The 14,387-nt window shown below is 39.1% G+C and carries 15 protein-coding genes; 3 read left to right on the forward strand and 12 right to left on the reverse strand.

Features of this window, described 5'->3' with window-relative positions:
* Positions 1–8: 8 nt before the first annotated feature.
* Complete coding sequence (locus K9H14_04735; protein MCG9479499.1) at positions 9–413, reverse strand: DUF4332 domain-containing protein; 405 nt, start codon at positions 411–413, stop codon at positions 9–11.
* A 190-nt stretch (positions 414–603) separates the two neighbouring features.
* Here K9H14_04735 and K9H14_04740 point away from each other — a divergent pair, with 190 nt between their 5' ends.
* Positions 604–1,380 carry a SagB/ThcOx family dehydrogenase gene (locus tag K9H14_04740; GenBank protein MCG9479500.1) on the forward strand — a complete coding sequence of 259 codons (777 nt, stop codon included), beginning with the start codon at positions 604–606 and terminating at the stop codon, positions 1,378–1,380.
* A gap of 60 nt (positions 1,381–1,440) precedes the next feature.
* Here the strand turns inward: K9H14_04740 and K9H14_04745 are convergent, their stop codons facing one another.
* Positions 1,441–2,382: a YvcK family protein gene (locus tag K9H14_04745; GenBank protein MCG9479501.1), complete on the reverse strand. Its 942-nt coding sequence runs from the start codon at positions 2,380–2,382 to the stop codon at positions 1,441–1,443.
* A gap of 135 nt (positions 2,383–2,517) precedes the next feature.
* Here K9H14_04745 and nagB point away from each other — a divergent pair, with 135 nt between their 5' ends.
* Positions 2,518–3,315 (forward strand): glucosamine-6-phosphate deaminase, encoded by a 798-nt coding sequence (gene nagB / locus K9H14_04750; GenBank protein ID MCG9479502.1) that lies wholly within the window; start codon positions 2,518–2,520, stop codon positions 3,313–3,315.
* Here nagB and K9H14_04755 read toward each other — a convergent pair.
* The 3 genes from K9H14_04755 to K9H14_04765 are packed head-to-tail and all read right to left on the reverse strand — an operon-like array spanning position 3,312 to position 6,402.
* A complete protein-coding gene (locus K9H14_04755) occupies positions 3,312–4,208 on the reverse strand; it encodes a hypothetical protein (protein MCG9479503.1) in 897 nt (298 codons plus the stop codon). The two genes, nagB and K9H14_04755, sit on opposite strands and share 4 nt — an antisense overlap.
* Positions 4,209–4,239: 31 nt before the next feature.
* Positions 4,240–5,592, reverse strand: coding sequence for a phosphoglucosamine mutase (gene glmM, locus K9H14_04760; GenBank protein ID MCG9479504.1), 1,353 nt, complete (start codon positions 5,590–5,592; stop codon positions 4,240–4,242).
* 3 nt (positions 5,593–5,595) lie between these two features.
* The gene (locus K9H14_04765) at positions 5,596–6,402 is read right to left on the reverse strand and encodes a glucose-1-phosphate thymidylyltransferase (protein MCG9479505.1); all 807 of its coding nucleotides are present in this window, start codon (positions 6,400–6,402) and stop codon (positions 5,596–5,598) included.
* A 247-nt stretch (positions 6,403–6,649) separates the two neighbouring features.
* Between K9H14_04765 and K9H14_04770 the strand changes: the two genes are divergently transcribed.
* Positions 6,650–7,480, forward strand: a complete 831-nt coding sequence (locus K9H14_04770; protein MCG9479506.1) for a restriction endonuclease — start codon at positions 6,650–6,652, stop codon at positions 7,478–7,480.
* Between the two features lie 14 nt (positions 7,481–7,494).
* Here K9H14_04770 and K9H14_04775 read toward each other — a convergent pair whose 3' ends face one another.
* The 7 genes from K9H14_04775 to K9H14_04805 all read right to left on the reverse strand — a co-directional run bounded on the left by K9H14_04775 (position 7,495) and on the right by K9H14_04805 (position 14,076).
* Positions 7,495–8,142, reverse strand: coding sequence for a class I SAM-dependent methyltransferase (locus K9H14_04775; GenBank protein MCG9479507.1), 648 nt, complete (start codon positions 8,140–8,142; stop codon positions 7,495–7,497).
* Positions 8,143–8,305: 163 nt separating this feature from the next.
* Complete coding sequence (locus tag K9H14_04780) at positions 8,306–8,686, reverse strand: VOC family protein (protein MCG9479508.1); 381 nt, start codon at positions 8,684–8,686, stop codon at positions 8,306–8,308.
* An 18-nt stretch (positions 8,687–8,704) separates the two neighbouring features.
* A complete protein-coding gene (locus K9H14_04785; protein MCG9479509.1) occupies positions 8,705–9,583 on the reverse strand; it encodes a formate/nitrite transporter family protein in 879 nt (292 codons plus the stop codon).
* A 314-nt stretch (positions 9,584–9,897) separates the two neighbouring features.
* Complete coding sequence (locus K9H14_04790; GenBank protein MCG9479510.1) at positions 9,898–11,160, reverse strand: 2,4-dienoyl-CoA reductase; 1,263 nt, start codon at positions 11,158–11,160, stop codon at positions 9,898–9,900.
* 139 nt (positions 11,161–11,299) lie between these two features.
* A complete protein-coding gene (locus tag K9H14_04795; protein MCG9479511.1) occupies positions 11,300–12,190 on the reverse strand; it encodes a helix-turn-helix transcriptional regulator in 891 nt (296 codons plus the stop codon).
* A gap of 163 nt (positions 12,191–12,353) precedes the next feature.
* Entirely contained in the window at positions 12,354–13,190 is an 837-nt protein-coding gene (locus K9H14_04800; GenBank protein MCG9479512.1) for a phosphoenolpyruvate hydrolase family protein, read from the reverse strand.
* A gap of 1 nt (position 13,191) precedes the next feature.
* Positions 13,192–14,076: an amidohydrolase family protein gene (locus K9H14_04805; GenBank protein ID MCG9479513.1), complete on the reverse strand. Its 885-nt coding sequence runs from the start codon at positions 14,074–14,076 to the stop codon at positions 13,192–13,194.
* Positions 14,077–14,387 lie beyond the last annotated feature (311 nt).

The following is a 14,387-nucleotide window of genomic DNA, read 5'->3' on the forward strand; positions in this document are numbered from 1 at the left end:
GCTATAAATTAATATTCTATTACTCTCTTAAGTTTTTTAGCCTGATTGACCCAATCTTTGACCATATCCATAGATGGCGGCCTTCTAACCAATTTCTTTTTTTGATTAGTCTTCATTATTGCTTCATACAAATTTTCCACTTTCTTCTTGGATAATTCTACAACTGTATCCACTCCTGCTTCTTCCAATAAATCTGAATATTCTTCCCCTACTCCTTTAATCCTGAAAAGATCAGCAAGATTAACCCACTCTAGAACCAGTTTATGGTCTATTTTGGCATCCTGTTCGATTTTCTTCCTTTCTTTAGCCGTCGCTCCCTTTTTTAATAAGGCTTCTGTGGTCTTGATGTTTAAGGCAGCTAATTTTTTAGTATACTGTGGACCTATGCCCTCAATCTTTGCAATACTGGCCATATTTTCTCCCCTTTAATATATTGATATGTATTTTATAATTATATCATATAAGCCACATAATAAAATTATACTTTTTTTAGAACAAGCATATTAGGCTGCCGCAGCCTTTTGTCCGACACATCTGTAAACATTCTCATTGTTCTGACCTGTACCTATTCATTTGCCTTCTGTTTTATGCAATAATTTAGGAATGAATAACAATAAGCAATTAGAAAGATACAGGTATTTTTTAAAGGATTATCTGAGACTGGAGACTGATTTTTCCACCACAGACCAGAATCGGGGTAAACCGCCTCCACCGGTGGAAAAAGAAATAAACCCTGACAGCCGGGTAATTTCTCTTCCTTCACCGGATGAGGGAGATGGGGTTCATAATAAGGGGATAATTGAAGCTATTAAAAACCGGAAAAGCCACCGTAGATTTTCTAAAAAGCCTTTGAGTCTTAAACAATTATCTTTCCTATTATGGGCAACCCAGGGTGTCAGGCAGATAAAGGGCTCCACGGTTTTAAGGAATGTTCCTTCTGCCGGTAACCGGCACCCCCTGGAAACCTATATCTGTGCCTTAAATATTACCGGTCTGGTGCCCGGCATTTATTTGTATCGTCCTCTGGAACATGAATTAAGAGTTGTAAACACCGCTGAGCCTGAAAATCTGGCCACAGAGATTGAGCTGGCGACCTTGGGCCAGGCCTTTATTGGCACAGCAGCTGTAGTTCTGATCTGGACTGCTGTTTGCTACCGGACTGAATGGAGATATGGTAAAGCCTCTCATAAAGTTATAGCCCTAGACGCCGGGCATGCTTGCCAGAGCCTATACCTTGCCGTTTCAGCTATTGGTGGAGGAACCTGCGCTATTGCTGCCTATAATCAGGACCTTGCCAATCAGCTGATAGGAGTCGATGGAAAAGAGGAATTCGTAATTTACCTCGCTCCGGTAGGCCTTATAGATAAGCAAGAGACTTAAACCAGTACTAGCTAACACTGATGGTCAAATGTTTCTGTTAAAACACTATAACCTTTGAATTTAAATAATTTTTTTAAATATTATCTCTGCCGTCCTGGCTGGATCATGTCTGATGTATTGGTTGCCCCCAAACAGCTCCTCCCTAATTATTCTTGTCCCTGACTGAACATGCTTTAAGTCATCTACAACCTTAAAAGAATTACTTTCAGCATGCCTGTTGGTGAGTGAATCAGGAATTTTGGAAGAATCTATAAGTATATAATCCAATTCGCATCCCAGATAATTTTCTACCACCCTGACATGATCACCGGCTTTAAACCCATCAGTCTCTCCAGGCTGGGTCATTATATTGCAGATGTAAACTTTTTTAGCCTTCGACTCCCTAATAGCTTCTGCCACTCCTCTAACCAGGAGATTGGGTATGATACTGGAGAACAGGCTTCCCGGTCCCAGCACTATGAGCTCTGCCTCCCGGCATGCTTTTATGACTCCTTTATAAGCCTGGGGACTGGAAGGCTGAAGAAAAACTTTTTTTATAGATTGCCTGTAGCCTACAATCCTGGTTTGCCCCAGCAGGGACTTACCATCATTAAATTCTGCCCCAAGTATTACATTTTCCAGGGTAGAGGGCAAAACCCTGCCCTGAATATTTAAAATCTGGCTTACCTCCAGCAGGCCCTTGGCAAAACTGCCGGTAAGCTCGCTCAGGGCTGCTATCATCAGGTTGCCAAAAGAATGCCCTGACAGATTTGAATTACCCCGGAATCTGTACTGGAAAAGCTCAGGCAACAGGGATCGGGAATCAGCCAGTGACACCAGGCAGTTCCTTATATCTCCAGGGGGCAGAATATTGAAATCCTTCCTTAACCTGCCCGAACTTCCGCCATCATCGGTAACCGTAACAATAGCTGTTATATGTCCGGTCCATTGCTTGATGCCTTTAAGCAGGGTAGATAAACCTGTACCTCCGCCTATGCCCACTACCTTTGCGTTTTCTTTCATGCCGTTTTGCCCTTATAATTAAATTTAGTAAAACTATGTATTGATATTTTCATTTTATTATATAAAAATAAAAAAATTAAACACATCTAATTTGAATTTAGATATAAATGCAAAGACATATATAAAAGGAGGGCAATGGAGCTTATAATTACTTCCGATTATGCAAGTATGAACAGGAAAGCAGCAGACACTATTTCTGCAACTATTAAAGAAAAACCAAACTGCGTGCTGGGCTTGGCTACCGGAAGTACACCTGTTGGAACCTATAAGGAACTGGTAAAAAGAAATCAGCAACACCAAATTGACTTTTCCCAGGTAATAACCTTTAATCTCGATGAATATATCGGTATCGGAATAGACCTGTCAAAACCTTATAGCCAGGACCAGAGCTATGCCCGTTTTATGCATGAACAGCTATTTTCACATATAAACATCAAACGGGAAAATATCCATATGCCGGACGGTACCGCTGAAAATTTAGAAAAACATTGTTCAGATTACGAACAGAAGATCAAGCAGATGAAAGGCATTGACCTGCAGTTGCTGGGAATTGGAGCCAATGGCCACATAGCTTTTAACGAACCCGGTTCTTCTCTGGCTTCACGAACCCGGATTCAACCCCTGGACCCTAAAACCCTAAACGACAACTATGAAAAATTTTACAAAAAGGCTGGAATAAAAAAAGAAGATATGCCCCATTATGCCTTTACCATGGGTGTAGGAACCATACTGGAAAGCAGGCATGCCCTGCTGCTTGGATCAGGCAAAAACAAGGCTAAGGCAGTTGCCGAAGCAATTGAAGGTCCCGTTACTTCCAAAATAACTGCTTCTGCCCTGCAGCTTCATCCCGGCCAGGTTACCATTATCTTAGACCAGCCGGCAGCATCAGAGTTAACCTGGTCTTTAAAATTAGTAAGGGAAAATTTAGCTTAGAAAATTTCATCAGCTTCTTCTGTAGTAAAAAAAAGCAGATTATTTTCATGGTTTGAAATAGCCTTACTGGTATCAATAAGGCAATCCTTTGCCTGTTTGCGCTCCATGGCGGCAGTTTTTTCCAATTCCCCCAACTTAACCGGAATCCCCTTTTCGGATACCATTTTTTTTATTTTTCCATATATGTCTTGGTTTCCAAATAAAAACCTTCCCTCCGCCAGTATCTTGGAGGCAACCATATATTCAAAACAGTCAAATCTTAATTGCTCTTTTACTCGGGCAATATCTTTAATAATATAATCAACCTCTTCTCTGTAGGCAGGGTTTTTAATAAGGTAATATTTCTGTTCATATATCCTCTGGTCCAGTTCCTCGACCAATTTCCGGTCCAAATTTTCAGTTACAATGATTATATCCAGATCGGAGCCTTTTATAACTTCTCCGGTTGAAAACTCAGGACGATTTTCAGAATGGGCCATATTATAAATTACGTCTCCAGCAATAATTACTGCAGTCTTATTCTTTATGGTCTCTGGCCGGGAATGCGATTCAGTAATCTGTTTGATTACACTTTCTGCCAGCTCCAGTTTACCTCTGCTTATCCTGTCTATTTCCGTTTTTAAAATACTGGCTTTCTCTTCTATAAGCTTTTTATCCTTCTCTAAGCCTATTACGGTATAAGTTAGAAACTCTCTTAAAATAGACGGCGACAGCCTGGCATAACCTTCCACTTTTTTATCCAGCCTGAGGTATCGCCGGCTAATGGTTTTTGTAGTAATTTGGGAGCAGATATGACAAAACCTCCAGACCTCAAGGGCTCTATGGCGGCTGTATTGCAGAAGATGCTTGCCGGTTAGAGGGTTGCCTTCTAAAATATCTATAATATATTCCATAATTACTGGACAAACTAATAAACGGAGATAACTATCCTAAATTCTTTTTTACCACATCTGCAATTTCATGAGCAAAATTTTCAGTTATCTTTGTGGTAGGCCCTTCTACCATAACCCGGCATATAGCCTGGGTACCCGAGTACCTGACCAGCACCCTCCCTTTTCCTTTCAGCTTGCCTTCTATCTGTTTGATGCAATCTACTATCTCCGGCTGCTTCTGGATAGGAGGTTTGCTGGCTACTTCTACATTTACTGTTACCTGGGGCAATATATCCATTATTTTGGTTAACTGCGATAATGGTTTGTTTTCTTTTTTTATAACTGCCAATAACTGCAAAGCAGAAAGAATGCCGTCTCCGGTTGTGTGATGATCTAAAAATATTATATGACCTGAATCCTCTCCCCCTATCACCGCCCCCAATTTAACCATTTCTTCTAAAACAAATCTATCTCCCACCTTGGTCTTAACCTGTTTAATTCCCAGTTTATCCATAGCCAGAGAAAGGCCCATATTGCTCATTACGGTGGTAACCAGGGTATTGTTGATCAGGTTTCCCTCTTCTTTCAGGTGTCTGGCGAAGATAGCCAGTAGCTGGTCCCCGCTTAAAATAGTCCCTTTCTCGTCAACTACTATCAGGCGGTCGCCGTCCCCGTCAAAAGCCAATCCTATGTCCGCTTTCTGCTGCAGTACCTTCTCTGCCAGATTCTGAGGGTAAAGGGCCCCGCAATTATGATTTATATTGATGCCGTCAGGTTCAATATTGATAGCAGTAATATCTGCCCTCATCTCCCTAAATAGTACCGGAGCCACCCTGTAAGTAGCCCCATGGGCACAATCGATAACAACTCTCATCCCCTCCAGGTTCATGCCCCTGGGAAAAGTATGCTTTAAAAACACAATATACCTGCCCAGTGCATCCATTTCTCTGCGGGCTTTGCCGATGCTTTCGGGACAGGCCAAGTGCTCCTGCAGTTCATTGCCCAGTACCAGCTGCTCTATCTTTTCTTCCTGTTGGTCATTTAATTTAAATCCTGTTTTAGAGAAAACTTTTATGCCATTGTCTTCAAAATGATTATGGGAGGCAGATATAACAATTCCTGCATCCGCATCCATATTGGTAGTCAAAAAAGCTATTCCGGGAGTAGGCATAGGCCCTACTAAAATAGCGTCTGCACCCATAGAAGTAATGCCTGCCGCCAGAGCATTTTCAAACAAATAACCTGAAAGCCTGGTATCTTTGCCTATTATGATTCTGGCTTTATGGTCTTCTTTGTTTTTTAAAATATGGGCCACCGCCTGACCAATTTTCATAGCCATGTCAGCAGTCATCGGATACTGGTTGGATACTCCCCTTATTCCGTCGGTTCCAAATAGTTTACCCATAATTTATTTCCTCTCTTTTATTTCGTGAACTTGCCTGTTCTTTATAATACTGTTGGGTCCGTAATATCCCCGGGCTGTAGTATTGGGATAAAGCAGGACATTTCTGGAAAGTAAGGTTCCGGGAGAAGTTACACTGTTACAGCCCGTTTCCACCCCATCACCGTATATGGCTCCAAATTTACGCAAACCTGTTTTATATTTCCTGCCCTCAATGGTAAGCACTACGCTGGAGTCAATTATCTTCAGATTGGCCAGTTTGGTTCCAGCTCCCAGATTCACTTTACCCAGAATGCTGTCACCAATATAGGCAAAATGGCCCGCCTTGCTTTCTCCCAGCATAACCGCTGTTTTCATCTCTGTAGTATGGCCAACCACACAGTGGTTGCCCACTATTATATTTCCCCTTAAATAGGCACCCTGCCTGATCTCATTATAATCCCCGATTATAGTGGGGCCTTTAATTAGCGCTCCGGGTTCCACCACTGTTCCTCTGCCTATATAAATATGGTCATCCATAATATAGGTCCCTGCGTAGATAATAGTGGCTCCTTCCAGTTTCTGGCCATCCCTGATAACTACCCCTTCAGAATTATCTATAGTAAAACCATTCTCCATTACATTGCCCTTATAAATCACCATATCCCTGGCAATAAATGAGCTGCCCTTCCTTACTTCTGCCACATTGGGGATAAGATTTTGGGTTAAAAAGCTTTTTATATTCCTCAAACCCTCCCACACATATTCACATCCATCAAACAGCTGACTGAGATAGTTGCCTTCCAGACCAAAAAAATTTTCTGGCTTTAACATATCATGCTCCTTACCGTCTAAGGCTCATAAAGTATTGTTAAAAAAATTATAAATATTTTTTAGATATTATCAACCGGGTAAAGGTGACCTCTGGTTTCACCCTTATTCATTTTTCCTGATAAATTCATGTCCCGGTAACTGATAAGGGTAAAAATTTTTTAAATTATTTAGTTTGAATATAAATATAGACACCTTTAAAATATAAATCATACTGATAATTAAATATTATACTTTAAGGTGGCCATAGATGGAAAGGTACATAGTCAAGGAAGACGGTGAACAGGAATTATACATCCCGGGAAAAATTAAGAAATCACTTCTAAAGGCAGGCGCTGAACCACAAATTGCAGAACATATAATAGCATTTATTGAAGAAAACCTTCAGAAAGTATCTAAATCAAAAGATATCTATAGGCTGGTATTAACCCAGCTGAAGAAAAAACAACCGGCAGCGGCAATAAAATATACCCTCAAAAAGGCCATAATGGACATGGGACCGGCAGGCTATACTTTTGAGAGATATTTTGCAAAAATATTGGAGCGTTATGGCTACATAACCCGGGTAGGAACCATGGTAAAAGGTCATTGTGTGGAGCATGAAATTGATGTAATTGCAAATAAAGACCAGGACCATTTTATGGTCGAATGTAAATATCATAACCATCCCGGCACTAAAAGTGATTTGAAAACGGCTCTATATATTTATGCCCGCTTCCTTGATTTAAAAAAAGGAAATCATAGCAACTCCCACAAATACCAGTTTTCCCAGGCCTGGCTGGTTACTAATACCAAATGCACCACCGAAGCAGTGAAGTACGCAAATTGTGTCAATATGAATATAATAGCCTGGCATTATCCCAAAGGCAGAAACCTTGAATATTACATAGAAGCAAAAAAACTGTATCCGGTTTCCATACTGCCGGGATTAAAAAAGAAAAAAAGGTACAAGTTGTTTGAAAATGAAATCTATACCATACAGGATTTACTAAAAAACAAGCCTGAATTTATTTCCAATCTTTTAGGTTTAGATAAAGATTCCTGCAACCGGCTATTTGCCAGAGCAGCCATGCTGCTGTAGGCAGTTAAGGGCTTTCAGACAGGCTTAAAAGATATATACCTGTAATTATCAGTATAAATAACTTTTAGACCCACCCTTTTGGCTATATTTTTCATAGTGTTTAGATTATAGAAGGACCGGTGACAGTCATCCCGCGTATAGTACCAGTCAAGAAATTGCTGTTTATCCCCGGGGTGAAATAGAGTCATAACCGCCAGTAAGCTATCGCTGTCCAGACACTGTTTAAATAGATAGAAGTAATCCAGAGGTTTCTGCAGGTGCTCTACTACCTCGGTAGCAGTTATCAGATTGTATTTTTTACCTTCATATATTCTATACGGAGAGTAAAAAAGATCATAAATATCCATTTTAAAGCCATACTCTTTTTCCAGTATGATTGCCAACACCGGATAAGGTCCGCTTCCAAAGTCCAGACCCTTTTTACTATTGCTGTAATCCAATACAGCATTATTTATAAATTTTTTAAAATATTCTACATAGGAACCATCATCATATGAGTTGTTATGCAGGTTATATCTTTCCAGCTCTTCCTGCCTGGAAATACTGGAGGCTTCATCTTTAAATATAAACTCGCATTGTGAACAGAAGTAATATTTTATACCCGAATCTTTCTGAAATATCTCCGTTGTCCCGCTATTGCAAATCTTGCATTTTTTTTTCATGTTCCTGTTACTTCACTTTGATCTTGAGTTTAGCAATACCTGCAATTTTATATTCATGGAAACATAAAGGGTAAATCAAGGTTTCAGGATAGCGCTTAATTTATCATCAGTGCCAACATAATAAATCTTTTTAAAGGTAAGCTCCCTAATTGAATTAAATCTGCTACTGGGCAAATACAATGGTGTAACCGTTACAGTCTTTAATAAAGAATTCTTTTCTTCCCCAGGAAGTTTGGTGCAGTTCTTTTACTATTTCTGCCTTTCCTGTCAGCCAACTGTATAACTCCTTCACACCTTCAGTTTCAATATATATAACCATCGAACCACCCATTTTCATCTGCTTAAATTGTGGAATCTTATTAGAAAGGCTTTCCCTGGACTGGAACATAATATCAGCTCCTTCGCAACGCATCATCGCCCAGTCAAACCTTCCCTTTTCAGGAAAAGTTCGAACAAGCTCAAAGCAGCCCAATGTTTCCTGGTAGAATTTTATAGTTTTATTTACGTCTTCAACCATTAAATTTGGAATCAGTCTTTTAAACATTTATTCACCTGTGCCTGTTTAAACTTTAAAGATATCATTTTTCTTCTTGAGCCTTATAGGCAGGACTATAATAATCCAGTATACAACTCCTACCATAACTGCACCGCCTATGATATTCCCGATAGTTACCGAAAACAAATTACCAAGGAAACCTAATATATTTAAATTACTAAGATTAATACCGGGATTAATTCTTATTAACGCTGAATTAACCTCTGGATTATTTTTTAAAAGCATGCCCAATGGAATAAAATACATATTAGCAATACTGTGTTCGAAACCTGAAGCAACAAAAGCGGTTATGGGAAATATTATGGCTGCTATCTTGCTGATTACAGTCCTAGCACTAAAACAAAGCCATACCGCCAGACACACCAGAGCATTACACAATATGCCCCTGGAGAATCCCTCCATGAAGCTTAAATTTACCTTGCTGGCAGCAATTAATACCGAACTTGCTCCTAGGAAGCAATCTTTTGCCTTCCACAAATTGGTTAGATAAATAAGGTATACTACACTTATGGAGCCTAAAAAATTACCTATGTAGCTGATCAGCCAATTCTTAAGCATCTGCCTGTAAGTAACTACCCCGGAAGCAATCCCCATCATGATTAAATTATTTCCAGTAAAAAGTTCTGCCCCTGCCACTATTACCAGTATAAGCCCCAGAGAGAAAGCAACCCCACCAACAAGCCTAGTTATTCCTATACTTAAATTGGAATCAAAAGTAACTACAGTGTAGAATTGAGCACCAAGAGCGATAAAGCTTCCAGCCAATATGGCCAGCATCAACAAACTCAGAAAATTCAGCTGTGCCTTATTTTTGCTGGCAGTCTCTACCCTTTTTTCCATGTCCGCAGGAGAATAATCATCAAATTGGACGTCGAACGGATGCATAGAAGCGCCTTCCCCTGAAATGAATGTTTTAGAATAATGTAATATTAGTACAAGAATAATACTAAAAATAAAATGTTTCAAGAATTTTTATCAGGCCGATTCCGCTTTATACTTTTAAATTCAAACCAATACTTGATTACTGGTTTAATTTAAACACTTTAGTCCATAACCAGCATATTTTAGAAACTACTAATCCTTTAAGGGCTCCCCCGGCCTTTTTAGTGGCCTGAAGGGAGCCCTTGTTATAATCAACTTCTTTTTATTTCAATTTAGCAACCTGTAAAAGAAGTCTATTATTTTGTAACTGTAAGAATCTAGTCCTCGCCAGTAACCTTGGCTCGTAATGGACCGAATTCTTTTCTTACCTTTCTTACCAGATCTTTGTAATATTTATCGTATACTGTACAACCAACATTTTCCTGCCTTATTAACAGCTCAACACATTTGTCACAGGCAATACACCAGTCGATATCGTCTTCTTTGTCATTGAGATATTTGGCCGGGAGCTTGGGATCTGCCAGTGACTGCCTTCCCAGAGCTACCATATCTGTATTACCTTGTTCTATATTGTAGTTACCCCAATGGACAAGTGAATTCCATTCAGGCTGAACTGCACGCAAGAAATTCTTACCATTGTTAAGTACTGAATAGGCACCGCCCATTACTGCCATATCTTTGCTAACATTTTCTTTTATAATTTTAGCCATGGTAAAGTGAATGTACACATCATCCGGTTTTTGCCTGTAAGGCATGTGCAGCTCCATGGTCACTGAAGGATTACCGGTAGATTCAAGTATGAAGTTTGCGCCCCTTTCTTCCAAACCCTTGCACAGGTCGATTGATTCTGTTAAATCAACTATGGGGCTATCCGGACCTGCAGTACCCTGTCCACCAGGAAAACCTTCCCACATGGACACTTTGGAGCCAACAATGAAGTTATCATCGTTTACTACTTTTCTTACCTTTTCAACCATATCAAAAGCAAATCTTCTCCTGTTTTCCCATGGTCCGCCATATTTCCAATTACGGTCATTATAGGGTCTCAGTACCTGGGAACCAAAATATCCATGACAGAACTTCAGGTCTACGCCATCAGCACCCAGCTCGTATAATATTTTCGATGCTTCCACAAACAAGTCAATGGTATCTTCCACATAGTCTTCGCCAATTACCTCTCCTCCAAAACCATGAAGGGGCTTAACACATACCCTCTTGGAGAATTTGCTTCCTGATACTTCACCGGAATGATTGAGCTGGACAATCAGTAAAGGTTTGGGATTTATTTCTTTCATATCTTTTATGAATTTTGCCCATTCCTTGATATTATCCTTGTTTCCCGGCTGCAGGCTTATCTGTGCATTCCTAGCTCTGCTGTCATACTGCATGGTTATAGACTCAAAAACTATAACCCCGGCATCACCCTCAAATAAGTTTTTGTAGCGTTCAATTGTTTTTTCTGAAAATCCTCCGTTTTCGCTCGCATCTGCGCACTCCATAGGCTGAATGACAAACCTGTTGCTGGCTGTCTTTTTACCTATTTTAATGGGTTGTGCCAGAGCGGTATCTTTGTTGCTCATAAGTTGCCTCCCTTTGCTCTGATTTTTAATAATGACATTTAGGTTTTTCTGGGTTTAAATAGATAATAAAATTCTAACATATACCCTTTCTAAGTAAATACCAGTCTAATTAAGTGAATATACTGGTAATAAACTAGTACTAATTCAGCTCATTAAGGTAGTTTTGTAGATTGGTTTTGCTATTTACCAGATCCAGCTTCTTTCTGATATTCATCCGGTGAAAGCATACAGTTTTTCTGGATACCTGAAGTATGCTGGCAATATCTTTTATTCTATTGCCCTCCCTTATAAGTTTGGCCACCTGAATCTCGGTGGGGGTTAGATTATATTTTTTGGAACTTATCTTCTTTAAGAAAGGAGAGGCAATACTGTCCAGCCTTTCTTCAAGCATAGTAACATACTTTATTTCTTCACTATCTTTTAGCCTTGATTTTAAATTGTGAATTATGGGTTTTAAGGAATTATTGATATTGTAAATTATATTACTGGAAATATCATTTTCCGTTTTCTTTGTCTGATTAATTAGTACCCTTAAAGCTGTTTCCTGGTCGGAAATAGTTTGTTTTTGAAAATTGAGTTTCTGCTTTAAATCATTTACTGCTTTTTTGTAGCTTGAAGTTTCAGTAGGATCTTTAATATATTCAATAATTGCCTCTACTTCATCTTTCTCATTATAAAGGGGAAAGGAATAAATTTCATGCCAGTTCTTTTCCTTATCCGGTTCGTCATAAGGCATAATACCCCTTATGGTCCTTTTTCCCTTTATAGCTTTCAAGGTGGGACACCCGATGCATGGAGACTCCCGGTTATGATATATTTTATAGCACTTTTCTCCTGTGAATGGAATTTTATGGGAAAACCAGTTTTCCAGGAGAAAATTTACTCCAATAATGTTTAAATCTACATCCAGTATGCTTATTCCATCTCTAATATTGTTAAAAATGAATTTAAAAAACTGTTCAAATTTTTCTTTGCTGTCAAAGTGGTTTTGCCTGCTTATGATTTCTTTTAAAAAGTCAGTATCTTTCATATTAAAACGTTAAGTATAATATCTCTGGCTATTTTTATTATATATAATATTTTTATATATATAAAATGGCCCTATAATATAGAGTTATTCAAACTGCTGCCAGTCACAAATAGCTAACCGCTTTAATCCTTGCCGGCCAAACTCTAACTTCTTATAACCATAATTACTTATCCAGGCTTATGGATTTATAATTCTTGGTTATATCAATTATCGCTGTTTCGGTAGGAACTCTTTCACCGCTGGAGCCGGAAGCGTAACCTACAGCATCTGTAGACTGTATTGAATATTTCGCAGTCTCCACATCTTTAAATGGCCCCCCATGGGTAATTACCATTATATCCTTATTAATCTTTTTTACCGCGTCACAAATTTTTTGGGTTTCTGCTGCTGCATCATCCAGAGTTATGGTCTTTTTAGCCCCGCTTAATCCTCCGGCGGTTAGCCCTATCATAGCCCCGATTATATCTGCACCAGCATTGGCCATCTTCTCTGCCTGTTCAGTATCAAAAGCCCAGGCTACCGAAAACACATCCTTGCTGTCAGCAATCTTAATAAGCTCTACTTCCCTAGAAAAACCAATCCCCGAACTTTCCAGCATATCAGCAAAATCCTTACCATAGATTCCTACAAACGGCTCATTGCTAACCCCGGAAAAGCCCATATTTATAACCTCGTCAACAAACTGATCCATTTCCCTTGTAGGATCATGAGCTCCAATGCCAGCAATACAGGGGGTCTGTTTAACTACCGGAAGTATCGGCCGGGAAAACTTTATCAACTCATCATTGGCATTGGAATAAGGCAACCATGCCATCAGTGATGAGGTTCCCATCATCCTATAGAAAGCTGTAGAATATATTCCTATTAAATCAGCTCCCCCAATTTCTGCACACTTTGCACTGAGGCCTATACCAGCGCCAAACATAAATATGGCTTTGTTGTTTTCAACCTGCTTTTTTAATAACTTACGGACCTCTAACCTAGAGTATTTTCCAGCCATCTTACCTCCAAGATTCAATTAATTTTTTACTGTTACTATATAATATCTTTTGCAAATCTTCTTCCTCTACAAAACCATCATACTGGTTATTTAGAGATTCTGCTGCTTTCTTTAATGCATCAATTGTGTCATTTTGGTCATATAAAGGGTAATCAGAACCGAAAAGAACCCGGTCAAAATTTCCCACCCATATCTTTACTTGGTACAAAAAATCTTCCATAGGCTTATAGCTTAACTCTTTGTACCTTCCCATATTACTGCTGACATCTACATATACATTTTTGTGTTTCCTCAGCATTACTGCAGTGTCATCAAACCATGGCTTTCCCGCATGTGAAAGCAATATTGGTAAATCCGGAAAGTCACATGCTACTTCATCCAGATATTCAGGCATTGAATAATAATTTTTAAAAGGGCTTATACCAATATAACCGGTATGGAATAAAATAGGCAATTTATAGGTTTCCATCAATTCATATACAGGATAGAGCTTCTTATCATTGGGATAAAATTCCTGAAAGGAAGGATGCAGTTTTAGTCCCCTAAAGCCAAAATCCTCTACGTATTCTTTTATTAGATCTAACGACTCTTTACCTCCGAGGGGGTCGGCCACGCATAGGCCAATCAGTCGGTTATTGCTTTTTTCTATCTCTTTTGCCAGGTAATTGTTTATTTTCTTGTACTTGTTATTGTCGGTTTCTGTTTCCAGGCTTATGCCTGCAACTATACTTATTTCAACTTTATCTTCATCCATCTTCCCCAATATACCTTCAGCAGTCAGGGCACTATAAGATTCATCCCAGATATTTCTTTTTTTAAGATACTGGACCATGGAAGGAGTAGTCTCTTCACTGGGCCATAGATGTGTGTGTGCATCTATTAACATTTTTCCCTCTCTTAATTTCTTTATGTTATCGCATATTTTTTACTAAAAACAAATACAGCCTTTATTTCAAAGCAAAATAATTTACAGCTATGCTGATACATTTATCTTAATCAACGTATCCGGTCTGCTATTGAAAAATCCACTAACCATTGCCACAACTTCAAAGCCTAGCTAATGAATACATAGACATCGGTTACCCGATTTAATGAGTTAATATATACAGACATAGGTTACTCCTATAGGTCGATCTTTGATAATTGAATATAAGTCTTTGGTAAAGGATAATCAAGCTTATCTACAAGGACAGAGTC

It is taken from the genome of Actinomycetes bacterium, assembly GCA_022396035.1.
Lineage (GTDB): Bacteria > Actinomycetota > Humimicrobiia > Humimicrobiales > Humimicrobiaceae > Halolacustris.